The following is a 17,012-nucleotide window of genomic DNA, read 5'->3' as shown; positions in this document are numbered from 1 at the left end:
CTGTCCTGGTCTGTCAAGGTTCCGCGCAGGGCGGAGATGACCGGGACCAGGCGAGATCGCTACTGTTCGGCTCATGCCCGAATTCAACGACGATCTGCGCCTGGCCCACGTGCTGGCCGATGCCGCCGACGCCGCGACCATGGCCCGCTTCAAGGCGCTCGACCTCAAGGTCGAGACCAAGCCCGACCTGACGCCGGTGAGCGAGGCGGACAAGGCGGCCGAGGAGCTGATCCGGGGCCAGTTGGCACGGGCGCGCCCGCGTGACGCGGTGCTCGGCGAGGAGTACGGCAGCCAGGGCGCGGGGCCGCGCCGCTGGGTGATCGACCCGATCGACGGCACCAAGAACTACGTGCGCGGCGTTCCGGTGTGGGCGACCCTGATCGCGCTGATGGTCCGCGGCGAGCAGGGCGACGAGAGCGTGGTCGGCGTGGTCTCCGCGCCCGCGCTCGGCCGCCGCTGGTGGGCGGCGAAGGGCGACGGCGCGTACACCGGCCGCAGCCTGTCGTCGGCGACCCGGCTGCACGTCTCGGGCGTGAGCCGGCTGGAGGACGCGTCGTTCGCGTACTCCTCGCTGAGCGGCTGGGAGGAGCGGGGGCGGCTCGACGGCTTCCTGCACCTGTCGCGCAACGTCTGGCGCACCCGCGGCTACGGCGACTTCTGGCCGTACATGATGGTCGCCGAGGGTTCGGTGGACATCTGCGCGGAGCCCGAGCTGAACACGTGGGACATGGCGGCCAACGACGTGATCGTGCGCGAGGCCGGTGGCCGCTTCACCTCGCTCGACGGCGAGCCGGGCCCCTTCGGGGGGAACGCGGCGGCCTCCAACGGTCTGTTGCACGAGGAGCTGCTGGGGTACGTGGGCGGTACGGACGGCGTCGCCTAGCAGGTCGGAGCGGAGCGGAGCGAGCCGCGCGCGGCGGCGGGTCACCTCGCGGCGGGAGCTTCGCGCGCCCCCTTGCCGGTCCTCCAAGGGCGTGTGACTATGAAGGTGCCCCCGCTTGTGAACTTGTGAAACCGTTCACGCGAGCGTCTCCCGGCTCGCCGGACGGCGGTCCCGTGTGAGGGCTTCACACAAGGAGGTGCCCGCCCATGCTGGTCCGCGACGCGATGAGCACGGTGGTACTCACCATCGGCCCCGCCCACACCCTCCGCCAGGCCGCCCAGTTGATGTCCGCCCGCCGAGTCGGCGCGGCCATAGTCCTCGACACCGACACCTGCGGTCTCGGCATCCTCACCGAGCGCGACGTCCTCGACGCGATCGGGGACGGCCTCAGCCCCGACCGCGAACTCGCCCACGCCCACACCACGACCGATGTCGTCTTCGCCGCCCCGCAGTGGACCCTCGACGAGGCCGCCGCCGCCATGCTGCACGGCGGTTTCCGTCACCTCGTCGTCCTTGAGGGCCGCGATCCGATCGGCGTGGTCTCCGTCCGCGACATCATCCGCTGCTGGTCCGCGCAGCGGCCCGCGACACCGTCCGCGACCGCCCTCACCAGCGCGTAACCGCTTTTCGGAACGGTCGGCACGCTCGGCTTCCGAACGGCGCACACCCGCCTACCGTTCCGCACGCGGACGCGCAGAAGAGGCCGGAGCCCTTTGGCGTCCGGCCTCTTCGGCCAACGGCGAGCGACGGGTCAGGTGCGGAGGGCCTGGACCGCTGCCTCCAGTCGCTTGCCGTAGTCGGGGTCCGCGCGGCGGAAGTTGTCGACGGCGCGCTCGACGACGTCCTCGCGGGAGACCTTGGCGATGAAGCCCGCCAGGTTGTCGATCAGCCGGGTCTTCTCGTCCTCGGACATGAGCCGGTACAGGGTGCCCGCCTGCCCGAAGTCGTCGTCCTCGGCGTGCACGGGCGCGGCGGAGTACTGGGTCGCGCCGGACACATCGACGGGCTCCCACAGCGGGCGGCCGGTCTCGGCCGGGCCGCCGAAGCTGTTCGGCTCGTAGTTCTTGGCGCCCTGGTGACGGCCGTCGTAGAGGGCGCCGTCCCTGCTGTGCGTCCGCGCCTCGGTGGCGTGCGGGCGGTTGACCGGCAGGTGGTCCGCGTTGACGCCGACCCGGTAGCGGTGCGCGTCGCCGTATGCGAACAGGCGGCCCTGGAGCATCTTGTCCGGGGACGGCCCGATGCCGGGCACGAAGTGCGCGGGGCTGAAGACCGACTGCTCGACCTCGGCGAAGACGTTCTCAGGGTTGCGGTTCAGCTCCAGCCTGCCGATCTCGACCGGCGGGTAGTCCGCGTGCGGCCACACCTTGGTGAGGTCGAACGGGTTGAAGCGGTACGTGGCCGCGTCCGCCGCGGGCATGATCTGCACCTGCACGGTCCAGGACGGGAACGCGCCGCGCTCGATCGCCTCGCGCAGGTCGCGCTGGTGGGAGTCGGGGTCCATGCCCGAGACCCGCACGGCCTCCCCGGTGGCGAGGTTCCTGATCCCCTGGTCGGTCTTGAAGTGGTACTTGACCCAGAAGACCTCTCCGGCCTCGTTGTTCCACTGGTAGGTGTGCGAGCCGTAGCCGTTCATGTGCCGGTAGCCGGCCGGGATGCCGCGGTCGCCGAAGAGCCAGGTCACCTGGTGTGTCGACTCCGGGCTGAGCCCCCAGAAGTCCCAGACGTTGTCCGCCTCCTGGGAGCCGGTGTACGGGTCGCGCTTCTGGGTGTGGATGAAGTCGGGGAACTTCAGGGCGTCCTTGATGAAGAACACCGGGGTGTTGTTGCCGACGAGGTCGTAGTTGCCCTCCTCGGTGTAGAACTTCAGCGCGAAGCCGCGCGGGTCGCGGACGGCGTCGGCCGAGCCGAGATTGCCCGCGACGGTGGAGAAGCGCAGGAACGTCTCGGTCCGCTTGCCGACCTCGGACAGGAACTTCGCCCGCGTCCAGCGCGAGACGTCACGGGTCAGCGTGAAGGTGCCGTACGCACCGGCGCCGCGCGCGTGCACGACCCGCTCCGGGATGCGCTCGCGGTTGAAGTGCGCGAGCTTCTCCAGCAGGTGCTGGCTCTGGACGAGCACCGGGCCGCCGAGGCCCGCCGTCTCGCTGTTCTGGTTGTCCGCGACCGGCGCCCCGGCCTCCGTGGTCAGCGCACTCGTGGTCAGCGGACCCGTCTCCTGAACCGTCACGTGCTTCTCCTCCAGATCGTCCGGCCCCCCGGCATGCCCATCGGCTCGCGCCGGAGCCGATCCTACTCTGGACAATGTCTAAGTCAAGAAGAGAGCCAATAGAGGATAGGAGTCAGGAACAGACCCTTTCGATCCAGGTTGCCCCGCTGTTACCCTGGCTCGCATGAGCGACCTGCTGGAACGACTGCGCGAACGCGGCTGGCGGCTGACCGCCCAGCGGCGCGTGGTGGCGGAGGTCCTCGACGGCGACCATGTCCATCTCACCGCCGACGAGGTGCACGCGCGTGCCATCGCACGGCTGCCGGAGATCTCCCGCGCCACCGTGTACAACACGCTGGGCGAGATGGTGAGCATCGGCGAGATCATCGAGGTCGCCACCGACGGCCGCGCCAAGCGCTACGACCCCAACGCGCACCGGCCGCACCAGCACCTGGTCTGCTCCCGCTGCGGCACCATCCGCGACGTCCACCCGCACGGCGACCCGCTCGCGGCCCTCCCCCCGACCGAACGCTTCGGCTTCGCGGTCCAGGCGGCCGAGGTCACCTACCGGGGACTGTGCCCGGACTGCTCGTAGGCACGGTCCGCTCGCAGGCCCTGCCGCCGATCCGCTCGGCGGCCCTGCGTACGGCCGGTTCCGTACGGGTCCTGCCGACCCACAAGGTCTCCACCGGGACATCGGCCGGCACCCGGGCCAGCGCCTCGAACACCTCGCGTGCCACGCCCGGATCGGGGTCGGTCGCCAACGGGCCGAGCAGGCCGACCAGTTCGGCGGGCTTGGCCAGCCGCCCGATCGCGCGGGCGGCGGCCCTGCGCACCATCGGCGGCCAGTTCTCGGCCTGGTCGCGCTCGCGCGGCCCGAGCAGCCGCGTCAGCAGCACCGCGTCGGAGGCGTCCCCGCACTCCCCGAGACCGGCCGCAAGTCCCGCGGCGAGCCGGGGCGCGGTCGTCCTGCTGACCTTGCGGAGCTGCCTGCGATAGACGTCGGCGGGCGGCTCCCCGCGCCGGTACAACTGCCAACGGGCCTGCGCCCGTACCATCCTGGCCCGGTCGGCCAGCGGCGCGACCAGCCGCGTGGCGGGGACATCTCCGGGCAGCGCGGCCACCGCCAGCTCCCGTACGCCCGCGCCGCGCGCGCACATCAACCGGCCCGCCTGGTCGGGGTCCAGCTCCAGCAGCCGCTGCGCGCAGAGCCTGCGGCAGACCTGGTCGCGGTCGTGCAGCGCGGTCCGCAGCAGGTCGCCGCGGACGTAACTGCCGAGGTCCAGGGCGAGTTCGACGCCGAAGCGGCGGGCCAGCGGGTCGGAGTCGGCGGCCAGCGCCCGCACGGCACGGCGGTGCGGAGGCTCGCTCAGCACCGCGCGGTACGAGGCGAGCAGCCCGCCCGCCCGGCGCCTGCCGCCGAGCCTGAGCAGCACGCGGACGGCCGCGGCCACCTCGTCCGGCGCGTTGCGGGCCACCAGGGCGGCGGTGGCGCGCTCGCTCACCTCCGGCACCCAGTCGACCGTCCGCAGGGCGAGCGCGGCCACGGCCAGCGGCCCGCCGCACCCGGCCAGGCTCTCGACGGCCCCGGCCCGCGCCCGGCCGTCCTCGTCGAGCGAGGCCAGCAGCAGACGCAGCGGATCGACTCCGACGTGGCCACCGGCGGCCCAGCGGTGGGCGCCGCCGCCGTGCCAGGGCCTGGCGTGCCGGTCGAGCAGCAGGAGGAGGTCTGCGGGAGCGTCGCCGAGCGCGTCGAGAGCGGCGGCCCTGTCGTACGGCGGTCCGTCCTCGACGACCGCGCGCAGGCCCGCGAGCAAGGTCACCACGTCCTCGCGACGCCCGCCGAGCGCGGCCTCGCACCAGCGCTGCCAGCGTCCCGTGTCCACCACGGTGACACCCGCCTCGGATCGCCCTCGCCGCCTGCGCAGCAATCCCGCCTCCTCGCCCGTCGTACCCGACCAGGATCGCGCGCGAAGGTGCCGCGCCCAAGACGGTTCGGCGGGTCTTTGCCCGAATAAGAAGCCCGCACAAGGAGACTAAGAGAAAGCGCGCGGTGCTGCCGCGCGGCTGGGGCCCGTGAGCCGCCCCGCGACCCGTCCCGGAGCCCGCCCGACGACCTTTGTCGCAGCCCGGCCGAAGACCGGTGTCGCACAAGAAGAAGGTCCGGAAGCCAGTGGCTTCCGGACCTTCTCTTTCCGTAGCGGGGACAGGATTTGAACCTGCGACCTCTGGGTTATGAGCCCAGCGAGCTACCGAGCTGCTCCACCCCGCGTCGTTGTGCCCTCACTGTAGACCAGCGTTCCTGACCAGCGCAAATCCATAGGCGGGCGGCCGTCGGAGCAGGTGGCCATTCCGGCTGAGGGGCGCCCCGCGCAGGGCGCCCCTCAGCCGGAAACGGTCAGGAACCGTACGGATGACCTGGTCAACCGCCGCTGACGACCGTCGGCTCACGCGGTCAGCTCGTGCTTGACCGCGGCGGTCAGCCGGGCCGCGCGCTCGGCGACCTCGGCGGGCCCGCAGGTGACCGCGCGGGAGCACCAGCGCTGCGCCTCGGCCAGCTCGCCGCGCCGGGCGGAGAGCAGCGCCATCCGCAGGGCGGCGCGGCCGTGCCCGGCGTCCGCGGCCCGCGTCCACCACATGGCGGCCTCGGGCTCGGCGCCCTCGCGGGCCAGCAGCAGCCCGAGGTTGAAGGCCCCGTTGCGGGAACCGGCCTCGGCGGCCTGCCGGTACCAGTGCGCCGCGTCCACCACGTCCCCGCGCTTGGCGGCGCACATGCCGAGCCGCACCTGGGCGCGGCGGTGCCCCTGCCGGGCGGCCCGCTCGTACCACTCCTCGGCCTCGACGCTGCCCGTGGCCTCCGCGCCCGCGTCGCCCTCGTCCCGCTCGCGCTGCCTGCGCTCCAGGAGCGCGCCGAGCCGGAAGGCGGCCTCCGGGCTGCCGCCGCCCGCGGCGCACCGCAGATGCCGCTCGGCGGCGTGGTGGTCGCCGTCGCGCTGGAGCGCGATGGCCACCTGGAGGGCGGCCTCGGCGTGCCCGGCGGCGGCGGCCCGCTCGTACCAGGCGCGCGCGGTGTCGGCCTCCTCGCGCCCGGCGTGCAGGATGCCGAGGTTGAAGGCGGCGTCGATGCTGCCCGCCTCCGCGGCCTTGGAGAACCACGGCTCGGCGCCCATCGCGTCGCCGCGCTGGAGCAGCAGCACGGCCAGCGCGTTGGCGGCCTCGCGGTGTCCGGCGTACGCGGCCTTGCGGTACCACTGCTCGGCCTGCGCGTTGCGGCTCTGGCCCGCGCAGAGCAGGCCGAGGTTGTAGGCGCCGTTGATGTCGCCCGCGTCCAGGGCCGTGCGGTACCAGCGCTCGGCGGTCTGCGTCTCGCCCTCCTGGGCGTGCAGCGCGCCGAGCGCGTTGGCGGCCTGGCCGTCGCCCGCCTGGGCGGCGCGCCGCCACCAGGTGGCGGCCTGGTCGATGTCGCCCGCGTCGCGCAGCAGGAACGCCAGCGCGCAGGCGGCCCGCGCCTCGCCGTCCCTGGCGGCCGTCAGATACCAGCGGCCCGCCTCCGCCTGCTCGCCGCGCTCCTCCAGGAGCGTGCCGAGACGCAGCGCGGCCCGCCGGTGGCGGCGCGCGGCGGCCTGCCGGTACCACTGCTCGGCCTCGTGGCTCTGGCCGCGCGCGGCGCAGATCCGGGCGAGGCGGTACGCGGCCTCGCGGTGGCCGTGCTCGGCCGCGGCGCGGAACCAGCGCTCGGCGCCGCTCTCGCGCCGGTGGTCGAGCAGGTCGGCCAGCGCGTACGCGCCCAGCGTGTGGCCGGACTCGGCGGCCTGCCGCAGCCAGTACTCGGCCGCGGGCTCGTCGCCGCGCTCGCGGTAGTGCCGGCCCAGCGCGTGCGCGGCGGGCGCGGAGCCCGCCACGGCGGCGGTCCGCCACCAGTCGGCCGCCTCGTCGGCGTAACCGCGCTGGTGCAGCAGCAGGGCCAGGTTGTTGGCGGCGGCGCGGTCCCCGTGCGTGACGGCGGCGCGCAGGTACGGCTCCGCGCCGTCGAGGTCACCGCGGCGCAGCAGCAGCGTGCCGAGCGCGCTCATGGCGTACGGGTCGCCGAGGTCGGCGGCGTGCCGGTGGCGCGCCTCGATCTCGGCCTCCTCGCGGAGCGCGAGGCCGTCCTCGTCGGTCAGTTCGGGAAGCCCGGGCAGGTCGTTGAGCCCGGCGGCCGGGGCCGGGGCTGCGACGGGACCCAGGGACCGGGTGGCCACCGTCCCGGTGGACGCGGTGAGTTCGGCGGACGCGGGCTGCTCAGCCGACGGGCGCGGTGCGGGCAGCAGCGCGGACGCGGTGACGGGCACGGTCGCAGACGCGGTCACGGGCGTCGAAGCCGACTCCTGGGCCAACCCTTCGGTCGACATGTCGACATCGCCCGTAGAACCACGCTGTTCGTGGATCTGACGAGTGTTCAGCAGTCTTGCACCATCCCCCATGAGGTCCATCGTCGCACCGTCCGCTACCGCCGTACACCTGGTATACCGCAACCCGATTGGTCACTTCAGCGTTTTGTCGACTTCCCGACAAGGCGGCTTGCGAAACCCCGTTCACCGAACATCCCCCATATAAGTGAAGAGGGCCAAAGTCAGTTGACTTTGGCCCTCTTCGTACAGTAGCGGGGACAGGATTTGAACCTGCGACCTCTGGGTTATGAGCCCAGCGAGCTACCGAGCTGCTCCACCCCGCGTCGTTGTGTCCTCACCGTACCACGACGCGGAGTGTCACCCGATCAGCCCGCTTGTCGACCCATCAGGTCGATCGGCCCCGTCTTATGTCCCCTTGGCCGCCTTCTCCGCCTCCCGCGCCTGCTTCAGCGCCTCGGAGAGCTTCTTCTGCGCCTCGCCGTACGCCTGCCAGTCGCCCTTCTTCAGCGCCGCCTGACCGTCGTCGTACGCCTTCTGAGCGTCCGTCAGGGCCTGCTCCAGCGTCGCGTCGCCCGGTGGGCTGGTGGTCGGCGGGCTGGTCGTCGTCGGAGGCTCCGTGGTGTCGCCCGGCGGCGGCTTCGTCGTCGACTCGCCGTCGGGGCCGAACACCTCGTCCAGCGCGGCCTTCAGCGTGGGCTGGAAGCCGATCCGGTCGCCGAAGAGCACCACCACGCTCTTCATCAGCGGGTAGTTGTTGCCCGCGCCGCGCACGTACACCGGCTCCACGTACATCAGCCCGCCGTCCATCGGCACGGTGAGCAGATTGCCGTACTCCACGGTGGTGTCCGCGCCCGCCCGTTTGAGCTGGTTGATCTGTGGCGCGACCTTGTTGTCGGAGTTGAGCTTGGCCTGCACCTGTTTGGGCCCGTCGACCGTGGTGTTCGGTGGCAGTTGCAGCACTCTGATCGTGCCGTAGTCCTTGCTGGACGCGTCGGCGTTCACCGCCATGAACGCGCTCAGGTTGGAGCGGTCGTTCGGCGTGAAGGTGGACGTCAGCGAGAACGCCTGCTCCGACTGGTCGGGCATCTTCAGGCTCAGGTAGTACGGCGGCACCGCCTTGCCCGTCTGGGCGGCCGGGTCGTCCGGGACCTCCCACACCTCACTGCCGGTGTAGAAGGTGGACGCCTTGGTGACGTGGTACTTGGTGAGCAGTTGCCGCTGCACCTTGAACAGGTCCTGCGGGTACCGCAGGTGGTCCATCAGCTCGGCGCTGATCTTGTCCTTCGGCTGCACCGTGTGCGGGAACGCCTTCATCCACGTCTTGAGCACCGGGTCCTGGGTGTCCCACTGGTAGAGCGTGACCTCACCGGTGTACGCGTTCACGGTCGCCTTGACCGAGTTGCGGATGTAGTTGACCTGATTCTGCTGCGCGATGACGGACCGCTGGTCGTCGGTGAGCGAGTCGGTCGTGGTGTCGCCGAGCGTGGTGCGCGACGCGTACGGATAGCCGTTGGTGGTGGTGTACGCGTCGACGATCCACTCCACCTGGCCGTTGACCACGGCCGGGTACGGGTCGCCGTCGATGGTCAGCCAGGGCGCGACCGACTCCACCCGCTCCTTGGGAGTGCGGTTGTAGAGGATCTTCGAGCCCTTGCCGATCGCCCCCGAGTACAGGATCTGCGGCTCGCCGAACTGCACCGCGTACGCCGCCCGCGTCAGCGGGTTGGACAGGTCCACGCCGCTCTTGCCGGTGTACGTGAACGGCTTCTCGCCGCCCGCGTCGGTGTAGTCGATCTCCTGGGTCGGGCCGCCGACGATCGAGTACTGCGTCGTCCGCTCGCCGTAGTAGACCCGCTGCTCGTACGTGCCGAGCTGGCCGGTGGTCGGCAGGTCCTTCTCGGTGAAGTCCGGTGAGCCGTCACTGGCCACGTCGGTGCCCTTGCCTGCGACGATGCCGTAGCCGTGGGTGTACTTGAAGTGGTCGTTGATCCAGTTGTTCTCGGGGATGCCGTTGATGTTCAGCTCGCGCAGGCCGACGACCGTGTCCTGCTCCTTGCCCTTGGCGTCGCTGTAGCGGTCGACGTCGAGCGTGGAAGGGAAGGCGTAGTAGCCGCGCGTCTGCTGCAACTGCTGGTACGTGGGCGAGACCACGTTCGGGTCCAGCACGCGCACGCTCGCCGTGGTGTCCGCCTCGGCCCGCAGCTTTTCCGTACTGGACTCGCTGGTGCCGCTGTACGGCTTCACCTGGCTGTCCTTGATGCCGTACGCGGCCCGCGTGGCATCGATGTTCTTCTGGATGTACGGCGCTTCCTTGGCCGCCTCGTTCGGCTGCACCTGGAACTTCTGCACGATGGCCGGGTAGAGGCCGCCGATCAGGATCGCCGAGAGCACCATCAGGCCGAAGCCGATCATCGGCAGCGACCAGGTGCGGCGCCAGAGCGTCGCGAAGAACAGCAGCGCGCAGATCACCGCGATGCAGAACAGGATCGTTTTGGCGGGCAGATACGCGTTCGCGTCCACGTACCGCAGACCGGTCCAGTTGTCGGTGGCCTTGAAGCCGCTGGACTTCACCGCGAGGCCGTAGCGGTCCAGCCAGTAGGCGACCGCCTTGAGCGAGATGAAGATGCCCAGCAGGACCGACAGATGGCCGGTGGCGGCGGCCGTGGCCCGGCCGCCGGGCGAGGTGATCCGCAGCCCGCCGTACAGGTAGTGCACCAGGGCGGCGGCGACCAGCGAGAGCACCACGGCCGCGAAGCCGAAGCTCAGCAGGAAGCGGTACCAGGGCAGGTCGAAGGCGTAGAAGGACACGTCCTTGTGGAACTGCGGGTCCTTGACGTCGAACTTCGTGGCGTTCGTCCACAGCAGCCACAGGCGCCACTGCCCCGAGGCCGATCCGCCGGCGATGAGCCCGACCACCGCGCAGACCCCGAGGAGCACCCACTTCTTGTACGGCGCGAGACCCATCCGGTAGCGGTCGAGGCTCTGCTGCTCCAGCGACATCGCGCTGAGCGGCGGGCGGAGCCGGTGTGCCAGATAGATGTTCACGCCGACCGCTCCGGCCATCAGCAGGCCGAAGACGAAGAACAGACCGACCTTGGTCCAGAGCGTGGTGGTGAAGACCGACGAGTAGTGAACCGATCGGTACCAGAGCCAGTCGGTCCAGAATCCCGCGAAGATCACGAACGCGATCATCAGACCGGCGAGCACGCCGATCGTGATGAGCAACGTCCGGGTCCGCCGGGATGGGCGGCCGACTCTGATCCGTGGCCCCGACGATCCTCCGCCGCGGTCCGGCATCTCGAATACCAAGGTGCGCACCTCGAATTGTCCGTATTTCTAGGGTGTCCCGGGTCGGACTCCCACTGGTGCAACTTACCTACGCTTTGGCCGGTTCCCGATTCCGGCAAGGGAAGAGGCAGGATACTGACCATGTCCAACAATGCGACCGATGGTGCACCGCTCGCGGCGAGCCCGCTGACCCGTGCCGTACTGGAAATCGACGAGTACGCGTCCGGCCTCGGCTGGGACCGGCCCGCACGGCTGTTCGCCCTTGTCGACACCGCGCAGCTCCGTACGCAGGAACCCGGCCTCGCCGATCAACTCGGCCTGACCGAGACGAACGAGACGGGGTCGCTGACCCCGATCGAGCAGGACGAGCTGCCGTCCGGCACGGCGCTCGACGAGTTCCTGGCGACGATCGCGTGGCCCGAGGTGATCGCGGGCTGCGCGCTGACCGTGGAGCGGCTGATGCTGCCGCCCGCCGCCGAGGCGGCCATCCCCGAGGGCCTGGACGACGCGTCGCTGGCCACGTGGGTGGCGGCGCACCCGCAGCGCCAGGAGGTGCGGATGACAGTCGCGGTGCTGCGGGACGGCGCGCGGGAGTCGGCCGTACGGCTGCGGGCCAAGGACACGCCGACCGAGGTGCTGACCGGTTCCGATCTGGTGCCGGGTCTGGCGGAGGCGCTGTCGGCGACCTTCGAGGTCTGAGCGCCCGGTGGCGCTGCCGGGCTGAGCTGACCTGAGCTGACCGGGTCTGAGCGGACCGGGACTGAGCCGGTCTCAGCTCTTGCAGCTCGGCAGCGCCGCGTCGTTGCCCGACTTGATGTCCTTCAGCGCCGCCAAGGCGTCGTCGAGGGTCTTCACCTTCACCAGGGTGAGGCCCGAGGGGATGCTCTTGGCGGCCTCTTCGCAGTTGTCGGCCGGGGTGAGGAAGAACTGCGCGCCCTTGTTGCGCGCGCCGATCGTCTTCAGGCTGATGCCGCCGATCGGTCCGACCTTGCCGTTGTCGTCGATGGTGCCGGTGCCCGCGACGAATTTGCCGCCGGTCAGGTCGTCGGGCCTCAGCTTGTCGATGATGCCGAGCGCGAACATCATGCCCGCACTGGGTCCGCCGACGTCGGCGAGCTTGATGTCGATGGTGAACGGGTACAGGTGCTCGACGCCCGCCTGGATGCCGACCACGGCGCGCGACGGGCCGCCGTCGTCCGAGGTGCGGGTGGTGATGGTCACCTTCTGCGTGGTGTCCAGCTTCTTCTTCGCGTCGGCGGCCGGGATGATCGTGAAGACCACCTTCTCGCCCGGCTTGTGCTTGGTGACCAGGCCCGCGACCTGGTCGGCCTTGGTGATCGCGGTGCCGTCGACGGCCTTGATCACATCGCCCGCGTGCAGTTCGCCCTCGGACGCCCCGCCGCTGACGACGGCCGCCACGATCACCCGAGAGGGCACCGGGATCTTCAGCGAGGTCAGCGCCGCGTACTTGGCGCTGTCCTGGGACTGGCTGAACTCCTCGGCGTTCTGCTGGTCGGCCTCCTGGGCCGTCTGCCCCTTCGGGTACAGCGTGTCGTGCTCCACGACCTTGTCGTCCCGCCGCGCCCAGCCGAGCAGGGACTCCACCAGGTTCATGGAGTAGTCGGCGCCGGTGACCCGCACGGTGGTCATGTTGAGGTGACCCGACGTCGCGTACGTCTTGTGGCCGCCGATCTGGATGACCATTTCGCCGTCGTAGCTCCCGAGCGTGTTCACCGTCGGTCCCGGCGACATCTCCGAGTACGGTGCGGGAGCCAGCAGCGCGATGCACAGCAGCGCTATCAGCGTCAGTGTCGAGGCGAGCAGCGTCGCGGTGCGGCGTGGCATGGCACGACCCTACGGGAACCGCCCGACAACCGGCCCGCGGGGTGAGTCCGGACGGGTACGCGGCCGTGCGGCGCCTGTTCTGCCGTCCCGGTGCCCAGTCCTCAGACCGTCTCGGTGTCCGGCTTCTCCGCCGACTCGGCCTGCATGGCCTGCCGGAACCGCTCGTACCCGGCGAGCGACGCGCCGTCCCCGGTGGTGCGGGTGTGCGACGCCCAGCGCGCCCAGACCGCGGCGAACACCGCGGCGACCAACGGAATGAGCAACCAAGCGAGTGCTGCCACGTCGAACTCCCGACCCCATGTACACCAAAACGGACGTATGAGCAGATTAACCGCTCTGTGCACCAACGGCCCGGTGGGGTACGGGGTTACGCACCCGCGCGTCGCTCACGATCCGCCGGACAGGTGCCAGGACGCGGCTTCGCGGACCAGGCCCAGGGCACGACAGGCCCTAGGCGCCGACCCATTCCTCGGTGCCGTCGGTGAACGTCTGGTGCTTCCAGATCGGGACCTCGCTCTTGAGGTCGTCGATGAAGCGGCGGCTGGCCTCGAACGCCTCGCCGCGGTGCGGGCAGGAGACGGCGACGATCACCGCGATGTCACCGACCCGCAGTTCACCCACCCGGTGGACGGCGGCCAGCGCGCGTACCGGGTAGTCGGCGGCGATCTTCTCGGCGATCCCGCGCAGTTCGGCCTCCGCGCTGGGGTGCGCCGAGTACGCCAGACCGGTGACCTCGGCGGCCGAACCGCCGTCGTGGTCGCGCACCGTCCCGACGAACAGCGCCGTGCCGCCGGCCGCGTCGTCGCCGACCGAGGCGAAGACCTCGTCCAGCGACAGCGGGGTGTCGCGGATCGCGAGCAGCCGGATCGGACCGTCGGCGGCCTGGGCGCGGTCGGCGGGGGCGGCGTGTTCGTCGTGCGTGGATGCCATGCGGCACATGCTGCCTCATGTGCCCGCGATACGGAAAGCGGCTTCCACCACCGCTGGGCCACGGGCGGGCCGCCGGATCTAGAGGCCGCGCCGCTTGCGGGCCCTGCGCACCAGCGCCGCCGTACCGACCAGGGCGACCGTGGCACCCGCCGCGCCCAGCGTCGTGGCGTCCTTGCGGCCGAGCCTGCGCCCCGCGAGCGAATTGCGACCCTCGACCTCGGCGAGCAACTCGGCCAGCACCTCCTCGTTGGACCACTGCGGGCGCCACCCCGCCTCGTGCAGGCGGCTGCCGCTGACCACCCACGGGTGCATCGTGTACGCGAGGTCCCCCGCGGGCGACGGGGTCAGGCCGAGGCGGTGCAGCCGGGCGGCGGCGCCGAAGGCGATGGCCGCGGGCAGCTCCATGCGCCGGATCCCGGTCAGCTCCTCGATCTCCTCCTGCTCCAGCCAGCCGTCGCAGCCCACCGCCATCTCGCCGTCGACCTTCTCCAGGACGGCGTACTCCAGCGCCGACACCAGGTCCTCGACGTGGCAGAACTGCCAGCACGGCCTGCTGCCCGCCACCACCAGCAGCCGCGGCGACTCGAAGTAGCGGGTCAGCGCGGTGTCCGTCCCGCCGACCAGGACGGCAGGGCGCAGAACCGTCACATTGAGGCCGGGGTGGGCGCGCGGGGCACGGCGGCCGAGCCGTTCGATCTCCAGCAGGTCGTCCACGAAGCTGGCCTCCGAGGTGGCCCGCAGCGGGGCGTCCTCGGCGAGCGGCACGTCGTTGTCGGCCTGGGCGCCGTAGACCATCGCCGAGGTGCACAGCACCACGCGGTGCACGCCCGCGGCAGCGGCGGCGGTCAGTACGGTCTGCGTACCGCGCACATTGAACGCGGACCGCGCCTTGGCGTCGGATTCCAGGTCGAGGTCGAGCGCGAGGTGGACGACGACGTCCGCGCCGCGCAATTTGTCGGCGATGGCCGGGTCCCGCACGTCGAGCACCCGCCAGGTCGCACCGGGCACGTCACCGCGCCGCTCGTCGATCGCCACGACCTTCTTGACCTGGCCGGATTCCACGAGCCTGAGCGCCAACTGGCGGCCCACGCCGGACGCGGCGCCGGTGATCGCGACCACCGGTCCCGACGCGGCCCTGCCCGCGCTCCGCTCTGGGCGAACGTGTCCTTCTGGGGAACTCACCGGGTGTCTCCCACGGTTGTTTCAAGTACGGGTGCGGCTGGCGCACGCCATCGGCGTGACGTCGGTACGCAGCCATCCTGCCTGACACGTGTCTAGGCTGGAGGTACTGCCCGTACACCGAGCCCAACACAACCCCAGCCCATCACAACACAGAGCCGAGGAATCCCGTGAGTGACAACCCATTCGGATTCGGCGTCCCTCCCGAGGAGCCCGAGGACGGGGACGACGGCCGGAAGAACAAGGGCGAAGGGGGCCAGGGCGGAGCGCCGAACCCGTTCGGCTTCGGTGGCGTCGGCGGCGGCGCCGCCGGCGACAACCCGTTCGCGGCGATGTTCGGCTCGCTCAACCCCAACGACCTGGGCGCGGCCTTCCAGCAGCTCGGCCAGATGCTGTCCTACGACGGCGGCCCGGTGAACTGGGACATGGCCAAGGACATCGCCCGCCAGACGGTCGCCCAGGGCACCCAGGACGGCGTCAAGGACGCGACCGTCGGCCGCGCCGACCGCTCGTGGGTCGAGGAGGCCGTACGGCTGGCGGATCTGTGGCTGGACAGCGCCACGTCGCTGCCGTCCGGGTCCGGCTCCGCGGTGGCCTGGAGCCGCGCGGAGTGGGTCGAGGCGACGCTTCCGGTGTGGAAGGAGCTGGTCGACCCGGTCGCCGAGCGCGTCGCCGGGGCGATGGGCGATGTGCTGCCCGAGGAGATGCAGGCCATGTCCGGCCCGCTGATCGGGATGATGCGCTCGATGGGCGGCGCGATGTTCGGCTCCCAGATCGGGCAGGCGCTCGGCACCCTGGCCGGTGAGGTCGTCGGCTCCACCGATGTCGGCCTGCCCCTGGGCCCTGCGGGCAAGGCCGCGCTGCTCCCCGCGAATGTGACCGCCTTCGGCGAGGGCCTGGGCGTCCCGCAGGAGGAGGTGCGGCTCTACCTGGCGCTGCGCGAGAGCGCCCACCAGCGGCTCTTCGCGCACGTGCCGTGGCTGCGCGCGCATCTGTTCGGCGCCGTGGAGGGTTACGCGCGCGGGATCAAGGTCGACACCGCGCGGCTGGAGGAGGCGGTGGGCCAGCTCGACCCCTCGCAGCCCGAGCAGCTTCAGGAAGCGCTTCAGCAGGGCATGTTCCAGCCCGAGGACACCCCGGCGCAGAAGGCGGCGCTGGCCCGGCTGGAGACGGCCCTCGCGCTCGTCGAGGGCTGGGTGGACGCGGTCGTGCACGAGGCCGCCGCCCCGCACCTGCCGTCCGCGGGCGCGCTGCGCGAGACGCTGCGCCGCCGCCGCGCCACCGGCGGTCCCGCCGAGCAGACCTTCGCCACCCTGATCGGCCTTGAGCTGCGGCCCCGCAGGCTGCGGGACGCCTCCCGGCTGTGGGCCTCGCTGACCGACGCCCGCGGTGTCGACGGCCGCGACGGCCTGTGGGCGCACCCCGACATGCTGCCGACCGCCGCCGACCTGGACGACCCGGACGGCTTCGTGCACAGCGAGGGCGTCGACTTCTCCGAGCTGGACAAGATGCTCGGCGAGGCCGCGAGCGGCGGCGACCGCAAGCCCGAGGCGCCCGGCGACGCGGCCGACAAGGGCGAGACCCCCGACGACGACGGCGACTCCGGCAAGTGAGCCTTCTGCACGCGGACGCGGTCGGCGTCCTTGAGCGGTGGAGTGCGCCCGACGAGGGGCAGGAGCGGCTGCGCGAGGAGTATCTGGCGCACCTGGCGGCGTATCCCGACGGCATGTGGAAGGCGTGCGCCGACGGGCACATCACGGCGAGCGCGCTGGTGGTCGACCCGCCGCGCGAGCGCGCCCTGCTGACGCTGCACGCCAAGCTGCGCATGTGGCTCCAGACCGGCGGCCACTGCGAGCCGCAGGACACCACCCTGGCGGGGGCGGCGCTGCGGGAGAGCGCGGAGGAGTCCGGGATCGCCGGTCTCGGCCTGCTGCGGCCCGAGCCGGTGGCTCTGGACCGGCACCGTACGCCCTGCGCGTGGCATCTGGACGTGCAGTACGCGGTCGTCGCCCCCGAGGGCGCCATCGAGGCGATCAGCGACGAGTCGCTGGATCTGCGCTGGTTCGGCTACGACGAGGTCGCGGCGGTCGCCGACAGCTCCGTACAGGCGCTGCTGGGCCGGATACGCGCGCTGACGCGGAGCGCCTGACACTGGCTGGAAAAGAGGTGGGGGGGGGGGCCCCGGGGGGGGGCCCCCCCCCGGGGGGGGGGGGGGGGGGAGGCGGGGCGGCGAGGGGGGCGCCGGGGGGGTGGGGGGGGGGGCCGTGGGGGCCCCGGTTGGCCGGGTGGT

Annotated in this window: 14 protein-coding genes and 2 tRNA genes; 6 read left to right on the top strand and 10 right to left on the bottom strand. The window is 71.7% G+C overall.

What is annotated here, in order from left to right:
- The first annotated feature begins 73 nt into the window (after positions 1 to 73).
- Positions 74 to 883, top strand: a complete 810-nt coding sequence (gene hisN, locus ACFZBB_RS15880) for a histidinol-phosphatase (RefSeq protein ID WP_391122318.1) — start codon at positions 74 to 76, stop codon at positions 881 to 883.
- Between the two features lie 206 nt (positions 884 to 1,089).
- Positions 1,090 to 1,503: a CBS domain-containing protein gene (locus ACFZBB_RS15875; RefSeq protein WP_391122315.1), complete on the top strand. Its 414-nt coding sequence runs from the start codon at positions 1,090 to 1,092 to the stop codon at positions 1,501 to 1,503.
- 131 nt (positions 1,504 to 1,634) lie between these two features.
- Here the strand turns inward: ACFZBB_RS15875 and ACFZBB_RS15870 are convergent, their stop codons facing one another.
- Entirely contained in the window at positions 1,635 to 3,086 is a 1,452-nt protein-coding gene (locus tag ACFZBB_RS15870) for a catalase (protein ID WP_391123181.1), read from the bottom strand.
- A 187-nt stretch (positions 3,087 to 3,273) separates the two neighbouring features.
- On the opposite strand from ACFZBB_RS15870, the gene ACFZBB_RS15865 reads away from it, so the two are divergent.
- Positions 3,274 to 3,684, top strand: coding sequence for a Fur family transcriptional regulator (locus ACFZBB_RS15865; RefSeq protein WP_355347371.1), 411 nt, complete (start codon positions 3,274 to 3,276; stop codon positions 3,682 to 3,684).
- On the opposite strand, the gene ACFZBB_RS15860 is transcribed toward ACFZBB_RS15865, so the two are convergent.
- The 5 genes from ACFZBB_RS15860 to ACFZBB_RS15840 form a co-directional block, all read right to left on the bottom strand.
- On the bottom strand, positions 3,650 to 4,978 hold the full coding sequence (locus ACFZBB_RS15860; protein WP_391122312.1) for a HEAT repeat domain-containing protein: 1,329 nt from the start codon (positions 4,976 to 4,978) through the stop codon (positions 3,650 to 3,652). The genes ACFZBB_RS15865 and ACFZBB_RS15860 overlap by 35 nt on opposite strands.
- Before the next feature lie 309 nt (positions 4,979 to 5,287).
- Positions 5,288 to 5,361, bottom strand: a tRNA-Met gene (locus ACFZBB_RS15855).
- A gap of 175 nt (positions 5,362 to 5,536) precedes the next feature.
- Positions 5,537 to 7,480, bottom strand: coding sequence for a tetratricopeptide repeat protein (locus ACFZBB_RS15850; RefSeq protein WP_391122309.1), 1,944 nt, complete (start codon positions 7,478 to 7,480; stop codon positions 5,537 to 5,539).
- 249 nt (positions 7,481 to 7,729) lie between these two features.
- Positions 7,730 to 7,803: transfer RNA gene (locus ACFZBB_RS15845), tRNA-Met, on the bottom strand.
- 82 nt (positions 7,804 to 7,885) lie between these two features.
- Complete coding sequence (locus ACFZBB_RS15840) at positions 7,886 to 10,777, bottom strand: UPF0182 family protein (protein WP_391123178.1); 2,892 nt, start codon at positions 10,775 to 10,777, stop codon at positions 7,886 to 7,888.
- A 132-nt stretch (positions 10,778 to 10,909) separates the two neighbouring features.
- Here ACFZBB_RS15840 and ACFZBB_RS15835 point away from each other — a divergent pair, with 132 nt between their 5' ends.
- Positions 10,910 to 11,467, top strand: coding sequence for a PPA1309 family protein (locus tag ACFZBB_RS15835; RefSeq protein ID WP_355347380.1), 558 nt, complete (start codon positions 10,910 to 10,912; stop codon positions 11,465 to 11,467).
- A gap of 72 nt (positions 11,468 to 11,539) precedes the next feature.
- Here the strand turns inward: ACFZBB_RS15835 and ACFZBB_RS15830 are convergent, their stop codons facing one another.
- The 4 genes from ACFZBB_RS15830 to ACFZBB_RS15815 all read right to left on the bottom strand — a co-directional run bounded on the left by ACFZBB_RS15830 (position 11,540) and on the right by ACFZBB_RS15815 (position 14,725).
- Positions 11,540 to 12,613: a PDZ domain-containing protein gene (locus ACFZBB_RS15830; protein WP_391122306.1), complete on the bottom strand. Its 1,074-nt coding sequence runs from the start codon at positions 12,611 to 12,613 to the stop codon at positions 11,540 to 11,542.
- A gap of 101 nt (positions 12,614 to 12,714) precedes the next feature.
- Positions 12,715 to 12,894: a hypothetical protein gene (locus tag ACFZBB_RS15825; protein ID WP_355347386.1), complete on the bottom strand. Its 180-nt coding sequence runs from the start codon at positions 12,892 to 12,894 to the stop codon at positions 12,715 to 12,717.
- Between the two features lie 169 nt (positions 12,895 to 13,063).
- Complete coding sequence (locus tag ACFZBB_RS15820; protein WP_391122304.1) at positions 13,064 to 13,543, bottom strand: molybdenum cofactor biosynthesis protein MoaE; 480 nt, start codon at positions 13,541 to 13,543, stop codon at positions 13,064 to 13,066.
- A 78-nt stretch (positions 13,544 to 13,621) separates the two neighbouring features.
- On the bottom strand, positions 13,622 to 14,725 hold the full coding sequence (locus ACFZBB_RS15815) for an NAD-dependent epimerase/dehydratase family protein (protein WP_391122301.1): 1,104 nt from the start codon (positions 14,723 to 14,725) through the stop codon (positions 13,622 to 13,624).
- Between the two features lie 167 nt (positions 14,726 to 14,892).
- Between ACFZBB_RS15815 and ACFZBB_RS15810 the strand changes: the two genes are divergently transcribed.
- Both ACFZBB_RS15810 and ACFZBB_RS15805 read left to right on the top strand, forming a co-directional pair.
- A complete protein-coding gene (locus ACFZBB_RS15810) occupies positions 14,893 to 16,335 on the top strand; it encodes a zinc-dependent metalloprotease (protein WP_391122298.1) in 1,443 nt (480 codons plus the stop codon).
- A complete protein-coding gene (locus ACFZBB_RS15805) occupies positions 16,332 to 16,871 on the top strand; it encodes an NUDIX domain-containing protein (protein WP_391122295.1) in 540 nt (179 codons plus the stop codon). The genes ACFZBB_RS15810 and ACFZBB_RS15805 overlap by 4 nt, the downstream gene beginning before the upstream one ends.
- Positions 16,872 to 17,012: the final 141 nt, after the last annotated feature.

Origin of the sequence: Streptomyces sp. NPDC008139 (assembly GCF_042957025.1) — a bacterium.
In the GTDB taxonomy this organism is placed as follows: Bacteria; Actinomycetota; Actinomycetes; order Streptomycetales; family Streptomycetaceae; genus Actinacidiphila.
Note: the sequence above shows the minus strand (reverse complement) of the source record. Positions and strands in the feature narration are given on the sequence as shown.